The sequence below is a fragment of the Tamlana sedimenti genome (genome assembly GCF_038148895.1).
Classification (GTDB): Bacteria; Bacteroidota; Bacteroidia; order Flavobacteriales; family Flavobacteriaceae; genus Tamlana.
The window spans coordinates 26,801-49,369 of sequence record NZ_JBBVGQ010000006.1 but is presented as its reverse complement, the minus strand read 5'-3'; the positions used below and the strand labels follow the sequence as shown (position 1 = coordinate 49,369).

The window sequence follows — 22,569 nt, the reverse complement described above, 5'->3', positions numbered from 1 at the left end:
AAAAATTGAAGACATAAAAAAACGGATTGTGAGTACACAATCCGTTGATTTTACTAGCATTTCGCTTTGTAGCGGGAACAGGACTCGAACCTGTGACCTTCGGGTTATGAGCCCGACGAGCTACCTACTGCTCTATCCCGCGATATTGGACTGCAAATATACAATCCTTTTTAGTTTCTGCAATATTATTGCGAAAAAATATTATTGCCCAATGCTATCCGCTTGAAAATGTTGCAATTCAGAGTCAATAAATTGTAAAGAAATTTGAATAGGGTTACAACAAACCTCGCAATCCTCAATATATTTTTGATTTGGAACTGAGTTATCCAATAACATAGAAATGTTTTCCCAACAATACGGACAAGTAAAATAATGTTCAAGCATTTTTAAATATAAAAAAAGCCATCAAATTTGATGGCTTTAACAAACTAAAATTTATAAACTTTACTTTTCAATTATTCTTTTTCAATATCCATTACAGCAGTTGAACTTTCTAACTCTAAATTCATAAGCACTGGAGGATTTTTACCTGAAACACTAATATATTCTTGGTTTAAGTTATTATCGCTAACCATAAATGTGTTTAACTTAGTTAAATTCATAAACTCCTTTGGCACATCTCCACTAAACTGATTTGTTGACAATAATAGTTCTTCCAAATCTCTTAATTGAGCAATTTCAGAAGGAATTTCACCATCCATTTGGTTATCCATCAAACTTAATTTTTGCAATTTGGATAATGCGTAAATCTCTGTTGGAATTTGACCTGAAAGGAAATTGCTCCCCAATAAAAGTTCTTTAAGGTTTGTCAACCCCATTAACGAACTTGGAATTTCTCCAGTAAATTTATTGCTGTATAATTTTAAAGATTCAAGCTTTTTCAATTCTCCCAATTCTGATGGAATATTACCTTCAAAACCATTCATGAATAATTCAAGGTCAGTTAACTCTTTTAAATTTTGCAATGTTGAAGGAAGTGTTCCATATAATTTATTGAAACCTAAATTGATAACCCTCAAATTGGTCAAATTACCAATTTCTTCAGGAAGCTCACCATTCAAATTATTGAATTGAAGATTTATTTCAACAATTTTATCACCTTCCACTTTAATACCATACCAAGAATCAGCTGATGCGCTTAAGTCCCAAGTGGAATTCCACTCAGCACCGTTGGTGGCATTATATATAGCGATTAGAGCATCTTTTTCTGTTGGAGATATGCTGGCAAACGAATAAGCCGTTACAAAGAAACATACCACAATAAGTTTTAAAGTCTTCATTTTTTGGATTAAATTTGGGATTAATTCTCTTACGAAAGTAACCCAATACTAGACTAAAAACTATTTTATTCGATGAAATGCATAATATTTTAACATTTTCATTTCGACCAACTACATATTTAGGATATTTTTTCTTTTAAAATTTGTATGATTTTCAAAAAATTTAAAATTCCACATTTAATAATTCACCACAAATTTGAAGCATTTCAAGTTCGGCAAGTTTGGCCAAATACCTTGCGCGATTTCTACTTAATTCTGTACTTAAAAGATTAAGCTGTGCTTGTCTAAACTCAATGGAATTAACCTGTCCCAATTTGAATTTTTCCTCGGTACGGTCAAAGTTGTTTTGTGATGTTTTAATATTTTCTTCCTGAAGCTCGTAAATTTTAAGTTTGTTTTGAAAATCGTCCCAGGCATTATTAAAGTCATGGACTATTGTTGCCTGCAACTGCTCCTTTTCAATGGCACTGGCTTCCAAATTTATTTTGGCATTCTTAACCCTTGTAATGGTACTTCCCCCATCAAATAAATTCCAACTTAAATTTAATCCGCCAGAAAGACCTGTATTTGTTGATACAGAGACAAAAGACGCCGCGTTATTGTTATTTTTATTCCATCCATAACTACCTGTTAAACCAATAGTGGGCAAATAAGCAGACTTTTCAAATTTCACCCCCAATGAATTGATATCGATATTCTTATTTACTTGTAACAAACGAACATTATTGGTCATTGCCTTTTCCAAAAGTTCATTTTCATCGTACAAGTTCTTAAATTCAATGGTTGTTTCAACATCAAATTCATTCAACAATGCATTTCCCAAAACCAAATTCAAATCCCTTTTATAGTTAAGCAATTGCTGCTTAGAATTCATTAAATTGATGCTATCGTTATTTATATCAACTTGCGCATTAAGTACAGCCAACTTGGTGCTTTGCCCATATTGAAACTGATACTCCGAACGGGTTAACCTATCCTTTGATATGTCCAAAGTTTGAGCAATGGCATCAGTATTTTCAATAAGTTCGGCAACATTATAGTAAACCGTAAAAAGTTGTAAAATTGTATTTTCAATAGTTTCGCGGGCCTGAAGCTCCGTTAGTTGTTGAGTTTCCTTTAATTGATTGTAGTTATAGGCACGCCCCAAACCATCAAACAATACATAGTTCAAATTTACTGATGCATTGTATCTTGAACTTTCAGCACCATTTAGTGTGGTGACTCTTCCATCTGTGAATTCAGCCTCAGTATTATCTACATTGAATGTTCCTCCAGCATTTCCTGTAACCGTAGGCAGATATCCTGAATTCAGTACTCCAGCATTGTTGGTAGCTATTTCAACATTAGTATTCGCCAATTTGATACCATAATTATTTTCAAGAGCCAAAGTCACGGCTTTTTCTGGCGTAATCAATTCTTGAGCAAAAACTGAAACCTGCGACATTAAAAAAATACTAAAAAGGCCTATTTTAATATTCATGTTCTTCTTTTTGTTCTTTAATGGCTCTCTCTACTTCCTCTTTGGTTACATCATTTCCAGTAGCCAACCATTTTACATTCTTTTTTAATTCATTGCTGAATGACAAAAACAACGGCAAAACCAACAATGTGAGTATGGTGGCATAACCTATACCAAATGATATGGAAATAGCCATTGGTTTTAAAAACTGCGCTTGTCTACTTTTTTCGAGCAATAAAGGGGCAAGTCCCGCAATAGTAGTCAATGAGGTTAAGAAAATAGCCCTAAATCTTGATTTTCCAGCCTCAGAAAGAGCCAAATCAAAGGGCATACCCTCTTTTAAATTTGAATTGAATTTCCCGATGAGTACTAGACCATCATTAACCATAATACCTATTAAAGCTATAATACCCAACAAGGACAAAACGTTTACTGGAAAACCTAACAGCCAGTGCCCCCAACCAACGGCCGTTAAACTAAACGGCACGAGCAGTAAGAGTAAAAGTGGCTGACTGTAACTTCTAAAAGTAAATGCAATGGTAATATAGATAAGCAGCAGAATAGGAATACCAGCCCTTTTTAGGGAATTTGACAATTTGGTCGCTTCTCTATTCTGGCCCTCAAAAGATGCCGATATTGTTGGGTACTTTGATTTGATTTCTGGAAGAATATTGTTTTTAATATCATCCAGAATATCTGTAGCACTATTACTAGGGTCTTTTAAATCAGCCGAAACTTGTATCTCACGTTGTCCTTCCAAATGGTTTATGGCAACATCTCCTCGCTGAATGCTGTACGTGGCAATGTCCTTTAAGGTAACACGCTCACCCGTTGGTGTTACGATACGCATATCGTCAAGGTTATTAATCGATTCCCTGTTGCTTCTGTCGTAACGCACCCAAACTTTAATTTCGTCCTGTCCGCGCTGAAAACGTTGTGCTTGAACACCAAAAAAACCTCCCCGAACTTGGGACATAACTGTTCGTAAATCCAATCCCAATAAATAGGCACTTTCTTTTAACTCTAATCTGATTTCCTTGATTCCCGCTGGATCATTGTCTTCAACATCCTTCAACAGCGGATTGGTCTGCAAAACCTCCTTTAGTTCAACTTTTGCGCCTTTTAAATCTTCAATATTATTACTTAAAAGAGATACTGAAACTGGACTTCCACCGAAATTTCCTCCCGAACCAAAAATCAAGCGCTCAGTACCGATAACAGGACCAACAACTTCGCGCAATCTGTTGGCTACCAAACTTGAATTTATGGCATCTGGACGCTCTTCCCCTGGAAGCATATTGATATCCAAACGTGCACTGGATGAACTATTCAATGTTAAAATAGTGTTCTCAAAAAGTTCTTTACCAGTACCTTTAAAATATTTTTCCGTGAATTCCTGATTTACCAAAAACGATTTTTCCTCAATCATGGAAATGATGGAATCTGTTACTTTTACATTGGTGCCATTAGGCATATCCAATTCTACCGAAACCCTGTCACTCGCAATGGATGGAAACAATGTCATCCCAATTATTCCACCACCAATAGAACCAAATGTTAGAATTAATAGTGCCACAAAAATGCCAAATGATAATAGTTTGAATTTTAGAACAAAGTCTAAAGTGGGACTATAAACTTTATCCCTTAAAAAGGACATAATGCGATCACCTATTTTATTGATAAAACGCATTTTAGCAAAAAACTGCTTGGTTTTGGAGGGGTTTTCAACCTCAACTGGTTTTCTCAATGCTTTGGAATGTGCCAAATGTGCGGGAAGAATAATAAGGGCCTCTATCAATGAAATTGACAAGGTTAACATCACTATAACAGAAACTTCACTGAAGAATTCGCCAATCCTACTTTCTAAAAACAAAAACAATGAAAATGCCAAAAGTGTTGTTACAATAGCCGAAACTACCGGCGGAATAACTTCCATAGTTCCATCAATGGCCGCCTGAATAGGTGTTTTACCCTTTTCGTAATGCTGATAAATGTTTTCCGCAATTACAATACCATCATCCACCAAAATACCAATTACGATTATCATCCCAAATAGGGATAGCACATTAATTGTGACATCAAATTGGCTGGCAAAAATAAACATGCCCAAAAATGAAATGGGAAGACCAAACGCCACCCAAAATGCCAATCGCGTATTTAGAAACAATGAAAGAAATAAAAGCACCAAAATAATACCGGCAACAGCATTTTTTATGAGCAATTCTGTACGTTGGTTTAATGTAATGGATAAATCGCGAACAACATCAAGTTTTACATTATTATGGCTTTGGTTATAACCCTCAATGTATTCTTTTACCTTATCGGCCGAAGAAATCAAGTCTTCATTATTGGTACTGGTAACCGTAACATTAACTGCAAGATTTTCATTAAAATATGAAGCATTTGGAGTTTCAGAAAAACGGTCTCGAATGATGGCTACATCCTTTAATCTTACTGTTTTTCCATCACTTGAAGCTTTTACAATAACATTTGATAGCTCGTCACCATAATAAGATCTGTTGTTAGCACGAATTAAATACTCCTCTGCCAATGTTTTGATATTTCCACCAGTAACCAAAATATTGGAAGCACTTACAGCTTGTGCCACATCTGAAAAACTCAAATTATAGGCCAATAAACTAGTTTCGTTAACAGCAATTTCAATTTCCTCTTGAGGGTATCCAGTGATTTCAACTTGCGAAATACCATCAATGGCCCGTAAATCGTTTTCAACTTGTCTTCCCAATTGCTTTAAGGTAGCCAAAGGAATATCCTTTCCGCTTACAGCAAAAGAAATGGTTTGCCGCACCTCTTCCCGCTTGGCGACAATTAAAGGTTCCATTCCTGTTGGGAACGACGGCACTCTATCTACTGCATTCTTAACCTCCAAGAGCATGAAATCGATATTTTCTCCCTTTTCAATTTCAACTGTAATGGTACCACTATTTTCTCTAGAAACGGAAGTTACACGGTCTACACCTCTCAATCCTTTTAAATTGTCTTCTATTTTAAGCACGACGCCCTCCTCTATTTCTTGGGGAGATGCTCCAGGATAAGTAATGTTAATATTGATAATTTTGGAATCTACCAATGGAAAAAAGGACGACTTTAAGGAGAACATCCCAATGATACCAAATGCAAAAAACGCCAAAATGAACACGTTTACCGCAACATGATACCTTATGAAATAGCTGATTAATTTTCTCATGTATTAACGTCCTATTTCGTTGAAGTTTCAAATGGTTTCACGAGCATTCCCGCATAAGCACCAGGCACCGATTTTTTCAAAATGACGGTACCATCCGGCACATTTTTTAAAACCACTTTGCTTTCTGAAAAATAAACAGGCTTAACATCAACAACATCCAATAGGCTATCTCGAACAACAAAAATCTGTTGGCTTTCCAAAAGCAAATTCCTATCTATTTCAATGGCATTTTGCTCTTCTTTGGCATCCAAATTAGCTTCTAAATAGAGCCCTTCTTTCAAATTATCATCTTTAACCTCAATAAAAGCAGTGATGGTTTGCGTATTGGCATCAATACTACCGTTAACGCGAGATACGGTACCCTTATATTGCTCTGTCTTGTTTAAGTTGTTTAAACTCACAGACTCGCCAACCTTAAGCAAATTTGCGTAATCCTTACTTAATGCCACTTCCATTTCGTAAACTGAGGGATCAATGAATTCGCCAAGCTTTTGCCCGTTTCTTATCAAGGAACCTTCGGTAACCAACGCCTCAGTTAAAACACCAGAAAACGGAGCGGTTATGGTGTATTTTGACAAACGTTGTTCTAAGTTTTTAACATCGTAGTAATCTGTAACTATATTACGTCCTGTGATAAAATAGTTTTCCTTTTCGGAAGTCATTTTTGGCAGTTCAGGAGTGGATTTGCTTAAATCAAACCCATTAAGATAATTTTGCCATTTTGGATAAACCTCAGGAAAATCCAAACGCAAATCCGGCATTATGGCTGCAATGGTATTATATAATTTACTTTTTGCTGATTGCACATTAGCGTAATGCTCTGAGGCATCCATACGAATCAAAGCCTCGCCTTTGCTGTATTTTTGACCTGGTTTAAAGAGTTTTGCCGATGGCTTAAACACACCTTGAACTTCAGAATACAATTCCACTCTTCGTTTGGCAACCAAACTTCCATTTGCAGGTATTACAATTTTTATTGTGCTATTTTCAACCGTATCGGTAAAAACAGTCTTAACCACCTTTTCCTTTACAGGCTTCGGTTTATTTTTATTGGCAATGAGTCTTTTAGCGAAAAGAAAGGAAAAAACAATTAGTAAAATTCCTAATACGGAAAGTATAATTTTACGCATGCTGGTAATTTTGATGGTCAGAAATCAAAAATACCTAAATAGTTCTGTATATCAGTTAAAATAAACTTAAAAAACTATCCCTCAAATGTCTCAATTTGAAGCTGGATATCTTCCCATTTTTGCATGCAATCCTGCAAATCTGCTTTCTTTTTTTGATAATCGTCAAAGAAGTTTGGTTTTGAAGTTACTTCTTCGTAATTAATCTCCAGCTTTAAATCAATGGCCTTAATATCTCTCTCCAATTCATTTATTCTGGCCTCAACATTACTGAGTTTATTGTTTAAAGATTTGAGCTTTTTTTGGTCTTCGTATGATTGCTGCTTTTTTTCCTTTGGCTTTTCCTTTTGTACCGTGCGCTTTTCAACTTCGCGTAAACTGGCTACCTTTCGTTGTTCCAAATAATAATCAATATCGCCCAAATATTCCTTCAGCTTGTGGTCTTTAAATTCATAAACAACATTAGTTAGCCCTTGAAGAAAATCACGGTCGTGCGAAACCAAAATCAACGTGCCACCAAATCGTTTTAAGGCCTCCTTTAAAACATTTTTAGATTTGATATCCAAGTGGTTAGTGGGCTCATCCATAATCAGGACATTAAACGGCTGCAGCATGAGTTTTGCCAATGCCAATCTGTTTCGCTCACCCCCTGAAAGCACACTTACATATTTTTCAACCTCATCGCCACGAAACAAAAATGAGCCTAAAATATCGCGCACTTTACTTCTGTTGGTTTCGTTGGCAGCATCAATCATGGTATCTAAAACGGTTTTCTTACCATCTAGATACTCAGCTTGGTTTTGAGCAAAGTACCCGATTTGCACATTGTGGCCCAACTTCAAATGCCCTTGGTGCTTAATTTCACCAACAATAATTTTGGCCAAAGTAGATTTACCTTGTCCGTTTTGCCCAACAAAAGCCGTTTTGCTATCGCGTTCAACCATTAAATTAATGTGTTTTAAAACCTGGTTATCGCCGTAGCTTTTGGAAATATTTTCAGCTTCAACTACCACTTTTCCGGGAGTGACTGAAACGGGAAAATTTAGGGTCATAACGCTATTATCGTCTTCATCAACCTCAATCCTATCAATCTTATCAAGCTTTTTGATGAGTGACTGCGCCATTGTTGCCTTTGAAGCCTTTGCACGGAACTTTTCAATTAATTTTTCGGTATGCTCAATTTGTTTCTGCTGGTTTTTTTGTGACGCCAATTGCTGTGCCCTTATTTCTTCTCGCAGTACCAAATATTTAGAATACGGCTTTGGGTAATCGTAAATTCTGCCCAAAGAAATTTCGATGGTTCTGTTAGTTACATTGTCCAAAAACATTTTATCGTGAGATACGATTACAACCGCTCCCGCATAATTTTTTAAAAAGCCTTCCAACCAAATTATAGATTCTATGTCCAAGTGGTTTGTTGGCTCATCCAGCAATAAAATGTCGTTATTTTGAAGAAGCAATTTGGCCAACTCAATGCGCATACGCCAACCGCCCGAAAACGTGTCGGTCAGTTTGTTGAAATCCTCTCGCTGAAAACCTAAACCTTGAAGTATTTTTTCAGTATCGCCTTGGTAATTGTACCCTCCTAAAATTTCATATTGGTGCTGTAACTCATTAATATCGACCATAAGTTGATGATAGCCCTCACTTTCATAATCAGTACGCTCTGCCATTTGGGTATTTACAGTCTCCATTTTGGCTTCCAATTCTTTTATTTCGGTAAAAGCCTCATAAGATTCCTCCAAAACTGTTCTACCAAAAACAAAATCTATATCCTGTTTTAAAAAACCTATTTTAAGTTCTTTATCTGTAGCAATTTGCCCAGTATCAGGCTCCATTTCCCTGGATAAAATTTTGAGCATAGTAGATTTACCAGCACCATTTTTTCCGATAAGCCCAACCCTATCGCCATTTCCTAGCTTAAAAGTAATGTCCTCAAAGAGGTATTCCCCTTGAAATGAAATCGATAAGTTATGAATATTCATCATAGAAATGTAACTTTTATCACAGACCCAACATTATTAAATCTTACTTTTGCCTGAAATTTAGGTTGCAAAAATACATTAAATTATATGTTTAAAAAAGGAACAAAATTATATAGCATATTTACAGGCACATGCCCAAAGTGCCATGAAGAATCTATGTACACCAACAAAAACCCTTATATACTTTCTGAGGCCTTAAGCATGAACGAAAAATGCAGCAACTGTGGCACAAAATACAAAATAGAACCTTCATTTTTTTATGGCGCCATGTATGTAAGTTATGCTGTGGGCATTGCCTTTGCGGTAGCGGCTTTTGTTATAAGCTTCTTGGTTTTTAATGCCGGTAGAAATATTATATTTATTTCAATTATTGGCACTTTGGTGGTTTTTATGCCAATTATCATGCGTCTATCAAGAAATATTTGGATTAACTTTTTCATGAGTTACGACAAATCACTTACAAAGAAAAAATAGATAATGCTCCCACTTATTTGAAAAGCTAATTTTATTTAATTTTCAAATCGCCTAATATCAATTTCTCCATCCAAAGAAATGTTGTATTCTATAAAATTATAGAGTTGTTTAGCCACATATGGACCAATCATAACGCCCCGAGTTCCCAGGCCATTTAGTACGTACATATTTTTATGACGTTCATGTTGCCCAACCAAAGGTCTTCTATCTTTTACTGTCGGCCTAATGCCAGCCACTTGATTAACGACTTCAAAATCACATTTTATCAGTTTTTTTAACTTAGATAACAGTTCGGTTTTTGCTTTTATGGATATCTCTTGGCTTAAATCCTTCCATTCGTAAGTAGCTCCAACTATATATAAATCGTCATTTAAAGGAATTAAAAACACGCCTGCCTTTAGCACAAAATCTATTTTTAGATTTGGGGCATGAATGGTCAAAAGTTCGCCTTTTGCGGGAACAAGGGGTGAATTTTTGAAATATGGGTTTTTTAAAACGCCATAACCTTCAGCAAAAACAATATGCTTCGCTCGGGTATCCTTATATTCAACAACATTGCTTTCAGTTTTTAAAAAATTATATTCAAAGGGTTCTTGAAACAATATCCGCTTTTCTAACAAATCTGTTTTATAAGCCTCAATCATGGTTCTCACATCAATTCTGCCCGTATTTAAAACTTCACCAAAACCAAATGGCGCAGCTATAGAGTCATTATTGTTTTTTAAAATATTTGTTGAAAGGTATTTCGAGAGGAGCGGTTTATCTGAAGCGCTAAACCAATCATTTTGTTCTTCCAATGAGTTAAATCTTCTGTAAACCGGCACTTTATAATCCAATTTTATGTTTAACTCATTTTCAATTTTCGCATAAAGGGGCAATGCCAAATCAAGTTGCTCCTCACTTTTCCAAACTGATGTAAAACGTTTTAATACCACAGGATTATACAGACCTCCCGCAACCACGGAAGATTGTTGTGAAGCATTGTCGAAAACAACAAAGGTTTTCCCATTTGCTTTTAATTGCTCACAAAAGCTAATTCCGGCTATTCCAATGCCAACAATTATATAGTCCACATTCATAATTACGCGCAATATAGTCAGAAAATAAATTTCTACATCTTTAGGAATAACCCAAAAACAAAAACGCCCACTTTTTAGGTGAGCGTTGTATTATTTAAATTAATTATGGCCGAATTAGTACGTCCACATATCAAGTTCAAAATCTCTAATTTTGTTTTTAATCCTTTCAGATTCAAGAAGTTGCATTAAAGCATTATCTGAAATGTACTCAGATATTTTTCTATCCTGCTGTACATTTTCTTCCTTATAGATATAAGCCTGAAAACGTCTTGCATTCAACACATGGTCAAACGAAAATGGCATAGAACTATTTGCATTGTTAAAGGATTTAGCTTCGTGCAACACTTCTCTAGCATCTGGGAAAAATACCCAGAATAATTCAACTAGATCAGGTGTATCTGTATCAATGAAGTTAACATCTGGTGCTACAGGAGCTATACCTAACAATCTGTATTTCATTTCAGCTTGGCGTTTATCAAAATACCAAAGTCCTCTAATACGGTATTCCATAATATCGGCTGCCGTAATATCTCTTCTAATAATATATTGAGGATCTAATTCTTCTCCAGCATTAATCTGTTCAATACCTAATTCTGTGGTATCAATCATAGTTAATGCACCTTCAATATCTTTTAAGGTTCTTTTTGTGGTAAAATAAGAATCATCGTAAATATTTTCTATTTTACCGTTTTTGATGTTCTTCATCAGCACATCATATAAAGACCGTCTATCGCTACCGATATTGTTGGTATCTATGGGATAGTACAAAGGGAAGTTCGCACGTTCGTCAAGAACGATTCTTTCCCAAACCATCTTAGAAAACAAAATATCTCTATCATCAACATAACCATACTCCAATGGTTTATCATTGTCAACAGCTTTTTGGGCTTCAGTTCTTACACCAATTTCCTCAGGGCTTTTTGCATTAAGTATATTGGCTTGTGCAAACATACTTGTAGCCGTAAAAGCGGTAACAACGGTTAATAAAAAACTTTTTAAATTCATCTTATTCTTGTTTTACATTATAATTATTTGGGATAAGCCAAGGCTTATCCCAAATAGTATCCTTTTAATTTGTAAGCTCAACAAATACAGGAGATACTTTTTTAAGTATCACACTTACGCCACTGGCTTTAGCTTCGATATCAAATATTTGAACATCAGAGCCACGTTTTGCTTTGCTTAACGCTTGTTTTGCTCTAGCATCTAGCTTGCTACCATTTACGTTTATTGTTGGCTGTCCTGCAACTTTAAATTTAAATCCTGTAACGTTTAACGGTAATTCAAAATCAAAATCATCGAACTTAGCACCAATAGTAGAAATCTCTAAGCTATTACGTTGCATTTTAATTGCACCATCTTCACCTCTAACAGTTCCTGTTGGTTTTGGCAAATCTTTAATTCTGAATTTTGCATTATCACTAACAGGTTTGCCATCTGGCAAAGTACCAGTTACATTGATTGTTACTTCTCTACCTTTAATTAATGTAGCATCCATAACATATCTGCTTCCTCCAAGTGAACTCAAACCTTGGGCTGAAGCTCGTACTTTGTTATCTGGAATACCTGCAAATGAAATAGTCATTGGGTTTTTAACACCACGATACACAACGTTCATCTTATCAGCTGAAATAGTAGCTGCATTTGGTTTTGCAACGGTTGCGAATGATGAGCTAACAGGTACTTCAATTTCTTCACCATCTTGCGCAAAGATTAGCTTACCTTCAATTTTGTGTTCACCAACACCACCTGTACCAATTTTCAACTTCACTTTTCCATCTTCAATAGAGTATTGATTTTCAGTAAGTGGTCTTCCATCTAATTTTAATTCTACTCTACTTGGTTTTGTAGTAGCGTCTTTACGACCTAATACAATTTGACCATCAAACTGCTCACCATTAAAGTAAGCTGATTTTGAAGTTTCCATTAAAGTGGTATAGTTTGTCATAGACACTTCACTTGAAAGGGTGCCTTGTAACATATTTGACAACACTTCTGATTCAGTTGTTTTAATATCAGCTTGCAATTGTGTCATCTTTGTTAACGATGCAACTAAAGGGAAACCTTTGTAGTGGTAATCTAACCAGTCTATTTTTATACCATCTCTGTTAACTTCTTGTTCGGTACTGAATTTTTCTTTCACATCTTTCACAATGTGTTCCATACCCTTTTCATCTTTCAACAAGTCAACTACACCATCTCTAAACGAGTTGATTTGGTTTAAAAACTCCTTACCGTCGTCTTTAAGTTTGTCTCCTTTAAAGAAATGTTCATCAAGATAGTCGCCCTTGTCCATTACTTCATAATCGGTAGCGTCGTCTACCGTAGCTGTCATTTTTCCTTTTAAGTCTTCTAAATAAGCATCAAACTTTTTTGCCATAGCATCAATTTGATCTGCTTTAGATTTTAAAGGCACATACTTTTCTGGTTGATCTGAAGCTTTTTGCTCTAAATTTGCCATAAAGTTATCGTTACGTAACGTAGTGGCTTCATTAGACTCTGTAAGCTTTTTGTTCATTAATCCGAAGGCTGAAAGCACTTCTTTCGACATATTTAATGCTAGCATTGCTATGAAGATTAAATACATCAGATTAATCATTTTCTGTCTGGGTGATAAATTTGCTCCTGCCATGTTTAACTAGGTTTTTGGTTAATTAATAGATTTAGGTAACCCCTAATTAATTTTTGTTCATAGCAGACAACATACCACCGTATACGCCATTTAATGAAGATAAGTTAGACGCCAATGATTGCATTTGCTCTTTAAGTTTAGCGGCATTTTCAACAGACTCTTCGTTAATAACAGCTTGTTTGTTGATGCTCTCTAACTGTACTTTGTAAAGGCTATTTAAAGACTCCATTTGAGCTGCAGCCAATGACAATTCTTCACCATATTTTTTAGTAGCTTCAATTGAATCTACAGTAGATGACATATTTTTAGCAGCACCTTCAAAGTTTTTGATGCTTTCACCTAAACTAGCGATAAGTTCGCCATCTATTTTAGCTTCTTTCAATAAGTCATCTAATTTTTTAGATAATAATCCTTGTGGATCTTCTTTCTTGCTTGATTGTCCCCCAGCAAGTTCTGGATAAACTAAAGACCAATCTAAATCGTCATCAACAGGTTCGAATGCTGATAAAGCGAAGATAATTGCTTCTGTTACAAGACCAATGGTTAACATAACGTTACCAGTTAAAAATCCAATTTCGAAATGAATAATTTTGAACAGTGCACCAACGATTACAATTGACGCTCCTAATCCGTAAGCCATATTCATGAACTTCTTGTTTGCTTTTGACTTTGCCATAATTTTCGGTTTTAATTTTAAGTAGGTTTTTACTTAAGTAGGTTAATTAATAGTGTTTAAAAAAATTGATTTGATTCTAAATTATTGTCCGTTCTTTGTTACTTGTGTCCCCATATAATCTTGAACGGTTCTGAAACCTATATAACTTCTTGCTGAATCAGCATACTCGTAATCTCTTGAGCTTACCTGTAAAAAGTATGCTACGTCTTTCCAAGAACCCCCTCTTACTATTTTACGTTGGTTATTTTCATCATTAACACTTGGGTTAATTGTTGATGTATATTGGTAAGATGACGGATCGTAAGATGCATTCACCCATTCTGACACGTTTCCAGCCATATTATACAAATTGTAATCGTTTGGCTCATAAGATTTTGCTTCAACGGTATATAATGCTTGGTCTGCAGCATAATCTCCTCTTACAGGCTTAAAGTTTGCCATAAAACAACCTCTATCGCTCTTAGTGTAAGGCCCACCCCAAGGATAAGTAGCCGCTTGTAGGCCTCCTCTAGCAGCATACTCCCATTCTGCTTCAGAAGGTAATCTAAATGTGTTTACCAATGCTGCACCTTTTCTAGATTTTTGGTAAGAGTTCTTATTAATAGTTCTCCACTCACAGAAGGCTTTTGCTTGTTTCCAAGTCACACCAACAACTGGATAATCACTGTAAGCATCATGCCAGAAATAATCGTTGTGCATTGGCTCATTATAAGAATATGCGAAATCTCTAATCCATACTGTTGTATCAGGATATACTTCGATTTCCTCCTTCATAATAACATCCTTTCTTTTAACACCTCTATTTCTAGCGGCTTCCTGGATGTCCATATAGTTGTATTGAAACTTAAATTTAGTAACATCCCAAGTACGCTGACCATTATAAGATTCTTCCAAAGGCAGATACATGGTATCCATAACCTCTGTGTAATATTCATCTGGATATTCTGATGTATCAAAAATCAAGTCAATATCTTTATTGATTTTTCTACCTTCATAGCCTGTTGGACCTAATCCAGTATAGTTTTCGAACATATATTTTTCGTAAACGGACATATTGGCTGTATCTGCATCTTTAAATGCATACTCACCAATTCCGCCATCTTCTGGAACTTTACCAACCTCGTCAGCCAAGATTGCTAGTTTCATTCTAACAATAGAATCTCTTACCCAATTAACGAATTGACGGTACTCACTATTCGTAATTTCGGTAGCGTCCATGTAAAAGGCTCTTACTGTCACTGTTTTTGATGGGGCATCCTGCACGCCGGCAAGGTCATCGTCCGCTTTACCCATTATAAAAGCACCTCCTGGAATAAGTTCCATTCCATAGGGCTTTTCAGGGTGCCACTTCTTTCCTTTAACACCTACTAGCTCGCCTCTATCTTTAGAGCCACAACTTGTTAGTATTGCTAATACTGCGGTTAATAATATAAACTTCTTCATATCCATAGAAAACTCGAGGTTAATTATTCATGCTTCAATTTTGAGAGCGTAAACATATTTATATATTTTTTAAAAAACAACTTTTTATCTAAAAAAATAACGTTTCATCGTAAAAAAATAGCATTTCACCGATAAAATTGACTGTTTACCTATACTTCGTCTTTTACACACTATTCTTCTGAAACGCTTTGTACCAGCGGTCTGGAACCATATTATTACATGCATCAAGATAATCTTGGTGCATGCATGGTAATAACGTGTGTCTTTTTAATTTATTATTGACTTCAGCCAAAAAAGGTATCTCAATCCACCATCTACCCGTTTTATTGCTTTTATAGAACACCAATTCTTGGTCATCTACCAGACTAATAAACTTTTGATAGTTTCTATCATCTTGGAAATCATCGTCCTTTACCCTGTAATTAACACCTTCAATGAAATACCAAAGCATTTGTGAAACGAGCATAGCCGTCATTTCATCATCTTTTGAAGGTTTATATTCATAAATTCCAAAAGAAGTTACTTTATTACTAATACCAGCATAGCGTGCAATGGCACAAATTTCCTTGCCATCCAAGCCGTTTGGCGAAGATTTTTGATTTAGACTGACTTCGGAACCTTTAACACAACTTAAATCGATACTTACAATATTGGCGTCCCTTAAAACAGGTTCTACTATGGTAATATCTTTTGAAACTTGCCCTAATCTATAAGACTCAAAGTACAGACTGTCCATTAAATCAATTTCTTCTTGCGAATTAAAATAGGTTTGGTAGCCAATATTGGCATAATTGAACAAATTGTAAGGCTTATCTAAAATGATTTTGCCCACAAAACTATTATTTTTTATGGGTTTTGTGGAATCCCCCAAGTTAAATTGGGTATCTACATTTACTATGTTCACCATTGGGATTAATGCATCATAAGCCCGATAATTGGCATAAGTAAGGTCTTGAGATCCTCCTAAGATAATAGGAATAATATTTTTTTTAATAAGGATACTTATAGCCTCTTTTACGGCAAAATAGGTATCCTCAACACTTTCACCCCTATTTATGTCGCCCAAATCGGCTATTGTAGTGTTCCAACTTCCAGGAAAAAGCCCGTAAAAGGATTTACGGATTTCATTTAAATGAAATTCTTCACCTATATAATTAACATCATTTCTGTTTTCCAACACCCCGAAGATGGCAATAGTAACATCATCTAAATCTGGAATACCCTGTTGGGCTGAATGAATTTTAAGTTTTCTTCCTAGTGCTTGTGCAGATAGTAGCTCATTATGGGCGAGAACAGAATCTGAAACGGGTGAGAGAAAATTAAAGTTCATGGGCTGTTATTTCTTTTTTGATGCTGTCGTCTTTTTGGTTGGCGTTTTTCGTTTAGCAGTTTTTTTCTTTGGTGCCTTGGCCTCAATTATGCCTTTGGCTTCTTCTAAAGTCATATCGTTCACATCAACGGTTTTAGCCAATTCAACCTTCACCTTGCCTTTTATAACGTTATGCCTGCCCCAACGTGCTTTTTCAACACGAATGCCTTCATCTTTCCAATTGTGGATGACTTTATCTTTTTCCTTTTGGATTTTATCTTCAATCAATTCAACAATGTCATCATCCGATAAATTGTCCCAATCGTACTTTTTATTGACGTTGATAAACATATTGTTCCATTTTATGAATGGCCCGAAACGTCCTTTACCTTTCTGCACCGGCAAATCTTTAAAAATATAAATAGGTGCATCGGCTTTTTGTTTTTCCTTAATCAATACAATGGCATCATCTAACTCCACACTTAAAGGATCTGTACCATTTGGAAGTGACACAAAACTATCACCGAATTTTACATAGGGCCCAAAACGGCCATTGTTAACCTCAACTTCTTCACCTTTATATTCACCCAATGATTTTGGCAACTTGAACAAATCCATGGCCTCATCATAGGTGATCGTATTTAATTGCTGGTCTGGGCTTAAGCTTGCAAATTGGGGTTTTTCTTCATCGTCTACCGTACCAATTTGAACCATTGGCCCAAAACGTCCTAAGCGCACACTTACTTGTTTTCCCGTTTTAGGATCGGTTCCCAAAATGCGTTCCCCAGATTCTCTATCAGCATTTTCCTTTACGTCTTCTACTACGGGATGAAAATTGCTATAAAAAGATTTCATCATTTTTGTCCAATCTTCCTTGCCTTCGGCTATATCGTCAAAATCCTCTTCAACCTTGGCAGTAAAATTGTAATCTAAAATGGCATCAAAGTGGTTTACCAAAAAGTCGGTTACAATCATGCCTATATCGGTAGGCACCAACTTTCCTTTATCTGAACCTACTTTTTCGGTTAGGGTTTTATCCTTAACAACACCATTTTTTAAAGTAAGCTGTGCATACTTGCGCTCTACACCTTCAACAGTTCCCTTTTCAACATAATTTCTGTTTTGGATGGTTGAAATAGTAGGGGCATATGTTGATGGACGCCCAATACCCAATTCTTCTAACTTTTTAACCAAAGAAGCCTCCGTGTATCTTGACGGCGGACGGGTATATCGTTCTGTGGCCGTAATATAACTGTTAAGTAAAGTTTCGTTTAACTTCATTGCTGGCAACATACCGTCTTGCTCAACGTCTTCATCATCAGTACCTTCTAGATAAACCTTTAAAAATCCATCAAAGGTAATCACCTCGCCATTTGCCGTAAAGGTTTCATTGTGCGTTGAAGCCTCAATCTTAACGTTGGTACGTTCCAATTCGGCCTCACTCATTTGTGATGCAATGGCCCGCTTCCAGATTAAATCGTATAAACGCGCTTGGTCTCTATCAATATCTACCGAGTGCGTGGCAAAACTTGTTGGTCTAATGGCCTCATGCGCCTCCTGTGCCCCTTTTGCTTTGCCTGTATAATTTCGTGGTTTACTATACTTTCCTCCAAATGCGTTCTTAATTTCGGCCTCAGCACCTTTTCTAGCCTCATCAGATAGGTTAACACTATCGGTTCTCATGTATGTAATCAGACCAGCTTCATATAGGCGTTGGGCCATGGTCATGGTTTTACTTACAGAAAAATATAGTTTACGCGATGCTTCTTGCTGAAGCGTTGACGTTGTAAATGGTGCAGCAGGTGATTTTTTGGCTGGTTTCTTTTGTAAATCTGAAACCTTAAAAGTAGCAGATGCATTTTGCTCTAAAAATTTTTGAGCTTCTTCTTTAGTTGAAAAATTCTTTGGAAGTTTTGCTTTAAAGGTTTGCCCATCTTCATTTGAAAACTCAGCATCAATTCTGTATGACGCTTCAGGCGTAAACCCCTCAATCTCTCTTTCTTTTTCCACAATCAAGCGCACAGAAACCGACTGAACACGACCAGCAGACAACCCTCCCTTGACTTTTCGCCATAGAACTGGGGATAACTCATAGCCAACAATTCTATCCAACACACGGCGTGCTTGCTGTGCATCAACCAAATCATAATCAATACCCCTTGGATTTTCAATGGCTTTCTGAATGGCCGATTTGGTTATTTCATGAAAAACAATACGTTTTGTTTTGGCTTTATCAAGTTTTAAAGTTTCTGCCAAATGCCAAGCTATAGCCTCTCCCTCACGATCCTCATCACTTGCTAACCATACGGTATCTGCTTTTTTGGCTAAATCCTTTAATTTTTTTACAACTGCTTTTTTATCTTTTGAAACTTCATATTTGGGTTCGAAATCACCATCAACATCAACCCCTAATTCTTTGGAAGGTAAATCGGCAATATGCCCAAAACTTGATTCTACCTTATAATCTTTTCCAAGAAATTTTTCAATGGTTTTTGCTTTTGCTGGTGACTCTACAATCACTAAATTCTTCGCCATACTTCGCTTTTTGGTGCTACAAATGTATATCAAAAAAAGTTTATCTGTAACATTTTAAGGATTATCTGTACATTAACTAAATAAAAAAACCTGCTTTTAAGCTAATAAAAACAGGCCTTTTTAAATAAAATTTGAATTTTATTCAATATATGTTCCAATTTCATCAATAATACTTTGCTCATCAAACCCTATGACGTCTTTGTAAATAAAATAGGCCGGCAAATATGCAAAGGCCGCGGTAACAAAAACCCCAACAAAGCACATAATTAGCCCAACCATTTGAGCCAAAAACCCCGAAACAAGCATCAAACCAAAGGTTATTAACCATTTTTTGTTGCCCAATTTAAAACCAATATTTACAACATCGGATGCAGAAATTTCAGGATTGAAGGCATAAATAACATTCATCAACGCCACGGGTACCATCACGTAAATAACAGGAAAAACACACAATAAAGCCGCTATTAAGGTTATTCCGAAGGTCATTGCAGCCAATTTTATAGTTTTGCCCAAATAAGGTTTTTTGAAAAAATAAAAATAATCGTCTTTTGAAGCCTCATTGAAATCTTTAAACTTACAAATCCTATAAAAAGCCGATTTTAGGGCAAAACCTATTATTACCGCAAAAAACGTGAACACAATCATGAGCAAATAAAAAGGCACGAGAATCGCCAAATTAGGCTCGCCTCCTTGCTGTAGGGACTCAGGATCAAAAACGCCCATGGCTATTAAAGGCAAATACATAATGATATAGAATGGAATCATCATTGCCATGGTTAATAACAACATGACCAATCCCTGAAGCCATACTTTTTTAAACAGTTCTATAGACCTATTAAAAATATCTCCGAAGTCAAGTTCTTTAGCGTTTTCTACTTTTTCCAATAAACTGGTTAATGCATTCATTTATAAATTAATTTTAAAATTATTAATAATCGGAATCATCAGCTCGGCCAATTAGATCAATCTCACTGGTATCATCAAAGCCAATAACTTCCTTGTAAATAAAAAATGCCGGCAAATAAGCTATGGAAATGGTAAACAAAATACCGATGCCACAACCAAGAATACCCAATGCGCCCATGAGCCCACAAACGAACATGGTACCGAAACTGATAAACCATTTTTTATTGCCGAGTTTAAAACTTGCCTTTACAATTTCCATTTCACTTAATTCAGGATTATTGGCAAATATGATTGAGAAATAAGCTAACGGCACAAAAACATAAATTATTGGAACTAAAAACATGAGCTGGGCCACCGTGGAAATCGCCGTATGAATGATGCCCAACATCAATAATTTAGAAAAATATTGTTTTTTAAAAAAGTAAAAATAATCGTCAACCACAGTTTCACCTGACACAAATTGCTTGCAGATTTTATAGAATGCCGAAACAAAGGCCAAGGTTAATGTAGCAATAAGAATGTTTTGTGGAATACTATAGAGAGCACTTGATGAATAGAACTGCATGTATGCCTCCAAACTAAATCCATCCATAAAGACATTACTGTTTGGCGCCAATCCAATCAAGGAAAACAAAATACTCGCTACGATAGCACAAACACTAACCAACAAAATAACCAAAAAGCCTTTTAGCCAGACTTTTTTAAAAAGTTCTATAACATTGTCAATAATTTCACTAAAATCTACAGGTTTTGCGTTATCTATTTTACGCTCTAAGGATTGGTAAGAATTCATATAGGTTTTGGTTAGCTCATCAATTAGCCATAAAAGTAAACGTTTTTTAAAAACCACAAATAAATATGACAGCATTTGTTGGTTTTTTCTGCATTTTTTTGACCAAAATAAAACTGCCACTTTGTCATAAAACACAAATTAATTGTATCTTTGCATACTTATTGAAAAGCTGGAGTTTCATTAGTTATTATGGAAAAGATTATAGACGAAAATAAACAAGGAGAATCCTTGATTTTAGAACAAAAAGAAGGCAACAAACGTAAACTTTTTATTGAAAGTTACGGTTGCGCCATGAATTTTAGCGATAGCGAGATTGTGGCCTCCATTATGGCCGACCAAGGATTCAACACCACGCAAAATTTGGAAGAAGCCGATTTGGTTTTGGTAAATACCTGCTCTATTCGAGACAAAGCCGAACAAACCGTGCGTAAACGCCTTGAAAAATACAACGCCGTAAAACGCGACCACAACCCAAAAATGAAAGTGGGTGTTTTGGGCTGTATGGCGGAACGCCTTAAAGCAAAGTTTCTTGACGAGGAAAAAATTGTTGATTTGGTGGTTGGCCCTGATGCCTACAAAGATTTGCCAAACCTTTTAGCAGAAGTAGACGAAGGCAAAGATGCTATAAACGTCATTCTATCCAAGGAAGAAACTTACGGAGATATAGCTCCTGTACGCTTAAACTCTAATGGCGTAACGGCTTTTGTATCCATTACCCGTGGTTGCGATAATATGTGCACGTTTTGCGTAGTGCCTTTTACCCGAGGCAGGGAACGCAGCCGAGACCCGCAAAGCATTTTGGAAGAATTAAACGATTTGTGGAACCAAGGCTACAAGGAAGTGACCCTACTAGGACAAAATGTAGATAGTTATTTATGGTATGGCGGCGGTTTAAAGAAAGATTTTGAAAAAGCTAGCGATTTACAAAAAGCTACAGCCGTTAACTTTGCCCATTTATTGGAACTTTGTGCCAAGGCACGGCCAAAAATGCGTATTCGTTTCTCTACATCCAACCCGCAAGATTTTACTTTGGAGGTTATTGAAACTATGGCGAAATACCCTAATATTTGCAAACACATTCATTTGCCGGTTCAAAGCGGAAGCGACCGCATTTTAAGGGAAATGAACCGTTTGCATACTCGAGAAGAGTACATGGAGTTGATTGACAACATTAAATGCATCATTCCAAACTGCGCCATCAGTCAAGATATGATTGTTGGTTTTCCAACGGAGACTGAAGAAGATTTTCAAGATACGGTATCGTTGATGGAATATGTGAAATACGATTTTGGCTATATGTTTACCTATTCTGAACGCCCGGGAACATTGGCAGAACGGAAAATGGAAGACGATGTACCCGAACCCGTTAAAAAGCGAAGGCTTGCCGAAATTGTTGAACTCCAACAAAAACATAGCGGAATTAGAACCAAACAACATTTAAATACCATTGTAGAGGTGTTGATTGAAAAAGAATCAAAAAAATCAAATCAGCATTGGTCGGGTAGAACATCAGAAAATGTAGTTTGTGTTTTCCCGAAAGAACATTATAAAATTGGCGATTTTGTGAATGTAAAAACAACAGATTGCACCACAGCCACCCTAATTGGAGAGGCTGTTGGGTATTCAGCCAATAACTAACAATGAAAATAAAAATGAATAAGTG

General features: G+C 36.0%; 17 protein-coding genes and 1 tRNA gene. 2 read left to right on the top strand and 16 right to left on the bottom strand.

Features of this window, described 5'->3' with window-relative positions; genetic code table 11:
- Nucleotides 1-69: 69 nt before the first annotated feature.
- The 7 genes from WJN01_RS13925 to WJN01_RS13895 all read right to left on the bottom strand — a co-directional run bounded on the left by WJN01_RS13925 (nucleotide 70) and on the right by WJN01_RS13895 (nucleotide 9,062).
- A tRNA-Met gene (locus tag WJN01_RS13925) sits at nucleotides 70-142 on the bottom strand.
- A 59-nt stretch (nucleotides 143-201) separates the two neighbouring features.
- Complete coding sequence (locus WJN01_RS13920) at nucleotides 202-384, bottom strand: CPXCG motif-containing cysteine-rich protein (protein ID WP_445197769.1); 183 nt, start codon at nucleotides 382-384, stop codon at nucleotides 202-204.
- A 71-nt stretch (nucleotides 385-455) separates the two neighbouring features.
- A complete protein-coding gene (locus tag WJN01_RS13915) occupies nucleotides 456-1,280 on the bottom strand; it encodes a Two component regulator three Y domain protein (RefSeq protein WP_445197768.1) in 825 nt (274 codons plus the stop codon).
- Between the two features lie 163 nt (nucleotides 1,281-1,443).
- A complete protein-coding gene (locus WJN01_RS13910; RefSeq protein ID WP_445197767.1) occupies nucleotides 1,444-2,760 on the bottom strand; it encodes a TolC family protein in 1,317 nt (438 codons plus the stop codon).
- Nucleotides 2,750-5,947 (bottom strand): efflux RND transporter permease subunit, encoded by a 3,198-nt coding sequence (locus WJN01_RS13905; RefSeq protein ID WP_445197766.1) that lies wholly within the window; start codon nucleotides 5,945-5,947, stop codon nucleotides 2,750-2,752. The genes WJN01_RS13910 and WJN01_RS13905 overlap by 11 nt, the downstream gene beginning before the upstream one ends.
- Before the next feature lie 11 nt (nucleotides 5,948-5,958).
- Nucleotides 5,959-7,077, bottom strand: a complete 1,119-nt coding sequence (locus tag WJN01_RS13900) for an efflux RND transporter periplasmic adaptor subunit (RefSeq protein ID WP_445197765.1) — start codon at nucleotides 7,075-7,077, stop codon at nucleotides 5,959-5,961.
- 74 nt (nucleotides 7,078-7,151) lie between these two features.
- On the bottom strand, nucleotides 7,152-9,062 hold the full coding sequence (locus WJN01_RS13895; protein ID WP_445197764.1) for an ABC-F family ATP-binding cassette domain-containing protein: 1,911 nt from the start codon (nucleotides 9,060-9,062) through the stop codon (nucleotides 7,152-7,154).
- A gap of 84 nt (nucleotides 9,063-9,146) precedes the next feature.
- On the opposite strand from WJN01_RS13895, the gene WJN01_RS13890 reads away from it, so the two are divergent.
- Complete coding sequence (locus tag WJN01_RS13890; protein ID WP_445197763.1) at nucleotides 9,147-9,533, top strand: DUF983 domain-containing protein; 387 nt, start codon at nucleotides 9,147-9,149, stop codon at nucleotides 9,531-9,533.
- A gap of 35 nt (nucleotides 9,534-9,568) precedes the next feature.
- Here WJN01_RS13890 and WJN01_RS13885 read toward each other — a convergent pair whose 3' ends face one another.
- The 9 genes from WJN01_RS13885 to WJN01_RS13845 all read right to left on the bottom strand — a co-directional run bounded on the left by WJN01_RS13885 (nucleotide 9,569) and on the right by WJN01_RS13845 (nucleotide 20,981).
- Nucleotides 9,569-10,612, bottom strand: a complete 1,044-nt coding sequence (locus WJN01_RS13885) for an NAD(P)/FAD-dependent oxidoreductase (protein WP_445197762.1) — start codon at nucleotides 10,610-10,612, stop codon at nucleotides 9,569-9,571.
- 114 nt (nucleotides 10,613-10,726) lie between these two features.
- Complete coding sequence (porN, locus tag WJN01_RS13880; protein WP_445197761.1) at nucleotides 10,727-11,617, bottom strand: type IX secretion system ring subunit PorN/GldN; 891 nt, start codon at nucleotides 11,615-11,617, stop codon at nucleotides 10,727-10,729.
- Between the two features lie 64 nt (nucleotides 11,618-11,681).
- A complete protein-coding gene (porM, locus tag WJN01_RS13875) occupies nucleotides 11,682-13,244 on the bottom strand; it encodes a type IX secretion system motor protein PorM/GldM (protein ID WP_445197760.1) in 1,563 nt (520 codons plus the stop codon).
- Between the two features lie 46 nt (nucleotides 13,245-13,290).
- Nucleotides 13,291-13,920, bottom strand: a complete 630-nt coding sequence (gene porL / locus WJN01_RS13870) for a type IX secretion system motor protein PorL/GldL (RefSeq protein WP_445197759.1) — start codon at nucleotides 13,918-13,920, stop codon at nucleotides 13,291-13,293.
- Nucleotides 13,921-14,001: 81 nt separating this feature from the next.
- A complete protein-coding gene (gene porK, locus WJN01_RS13865; RefSeq protein WP_445197868.1) occupies nucleotides 14,002-15,363 on the bottom strand; it encodes a T9SS ring complex lipoprotein PorK/GldK in 1,362 nt (453 codons plus the stop codon).
- Nucleotides 15,364-15,526: 163 nt separating this feature from the next.
- A complete protein-coding gene (locus tag WJN01_RS13860; RefSeq protein WP_445197758.1) occupies nucleotides 15,527-16,693 on the bottom strand; it encodes a formimidoylglutamase in 1,167 nt (388 codons plus the stop codon).
- 6 nt (nucleotides 16,694-16,699) lie between these two features.
- The gene (gene topA, locus WJN01_RS13855; RefSeq protein ID WP_445197757.1) at nucleotides 16,700-19,207 is read right to left on the bottom strand and encodes a type I DNA topoisomerase; all 2,508 of its coding nucleotides are present in this window, start codon (nucleotides 19,205-19,207) and stop codon (nucleotides 16,700-16,702) included.
- 138 nt (nucleotides 19,208-19,345) lie between these two features.
- The gene (locus WJN01_RS13850; RefSeq protein WP_445197756.1) at nucleotides 19,346-20,113 is read right to left on the bottom strand and encodes a hypothetical protein; all 768 of its coding nucleotides are present in this window, start codon (nucleotides 20,111-20,113) and stop codon (nucleotides 19,346-19,348) included.
- 22 nt (nucleotides 20,114-20,135) lie between these two features.
- On the bottom strand, nucleotides 20,136-20,981 hold the full coding sequence (locus tag WJN01_RS13845; protein ID WP_445197755.1) for a hypothetical protein: 846 nt from the start codon (nucleotides 20,979-20,981) through the stop codon (nucleotides 20,136-20,138).
- 114 nt (nucleotides 20,982-21,095) lie between these two features.
- Here WJN01_RS13845 and miaB point away from each other — a divergent pair, with 114 nt between their 5' ends.
- The gene (gene miaB / locus WJN01_RS13840) at nucleotides 21,096-22,544 is read left to right on the top strand and encodes a tRNA (N6-isopentenyl adenosine(37)-C2)-methylthiotransferase MiaB (protein WP_445197754.1); all 1,449 of its coding nucleotides are present in this window, start codon (nucleotides 21,096-21,098) and stop codon (nucleotides 22,542-22,544) included.
- The last annotated feature ends 25 nt before the right edge of the window (nucleotides 22,545-22,569 follow it).

Excerpts from the sequence above, each read along its gene's own strand:
- WJN01_RS13920 (WP_445197769.1), bottom strand. The coding sequence starts at position 384 with ATGCTTGAACATTATTTTACTTGTCCGTATTGTTGGGAAAACATTTCT.
- WJN01_RS13915 (WP_445197768.1), bottom strand. The coding sequence starts at position 1,280 with ATGAAGACTTTAAAACTTATTGTGGTATGTTTCTTTGTAACGGCTTAT.
- WJN01_RS13910 (WP_445197767.1), bottom strand. The coding sequence starts at position 2,760 with ATGAATATTAAAATAGGCCTTTTTAGTATTTTTTTAATGTCGCAGGTT.
- WJN01_RS13905 (WP_445197766.1), bottom strand. The coding sequence starts at position 5,947 with ATGAGAAAATTAATCAGCTATTTCATAAGGTATCATGTTGCGGTAAAC.
- WJN01_RS13900 (WP_445197765.1), bottom strand. The coding sequence starts at position 7,077 with ATGCGTAAAATTATACTTTCCGTATTAGGAATTTTACTAATTGTTTTT.
- WJN01_RS13895 (WP_445197764.1), bottom strand. The coding sequence starts at position 9,062 with ATGATGAATATTCATAACTTATCGATTTCATTTCAAGGGGAATACCTC.
- WJN01_RS13890 (WP_445197763.1), top strand. The coding sequence starts at position 9,147 with ATGTTTAAAAAAGGAACAAAATTATATAGCATATTTACAGGCACATGC.
- WJN01_RS13885 (WP_445197762.1), bottom strand. The coding sequence starts at position 10,612 with ATGAATGTGGACTATATAATTGTTGGCATTGGAATAGCCGGAATTAGC.
- porN (WP_445197761.1), bottom strand. The coding sequence starts at position 11,617 with ATGAATTTAAAAAGTTTTTTATTAACCGTTGTTACCGCTTTTACGGCT.
- porM (WP_445197760.1), bottom strand. The coding sequence starts at position 13,244 with ATGGCAGGAGCAAATTTATCACCCAGACAGAAAATGATTAATCTGATG.
- porL (WP_445197759.1), bottom strand. The coding sequence starts at position 13,920 with ATGGCAAAGTCAAAAGCAAACAAGAAGTTCATGAATATGGCTTACGGA.
- porK (WP_445197868.1), bottom strand. The coding sequence starts at position 15,363 with ATGAAGAAGTTTATATTATTAACCGCAGTATTAGCAATACTAACAAGT.
- WJN01_RS13860 (WP_445197758.1), bottom strand. The coding sequence starts at position 16,693 with ATGAACTTTAATTTTCTCTCACCCGTTTCAGATTCTGTTCTCGCCCAT.
- topA (WP_445197757.1), bottom strand. The coding sequence starts at position 19,207 with ATGGCGAAGAATTTAGTGATTGTAGAGTCACCAGCAAAAGCAAAAACC.
- WJN01_RS13850 (WP_445197756.1), bottom strand. The coding sequence starts at position 20,113 with ATGAATGCATTAACCAGTTTATTGGAAAAAGTAGAAAACGCTAAAGAA.
- WJN01_RS13845 (WP_445197755.1), bottom strand. The coding sequence starts at position 20,981 with ATGCTGTCATATTTATTTGTGGTTTTTAAAAAACGTTTACTTTTATGG.
- miaB (WP_445197754.1), top strand. The coding sequence starts at position 21,096 with ATGGAAAAGATTATAGACGAAAATAAACAAGGAGAATCCTTGATTTTA.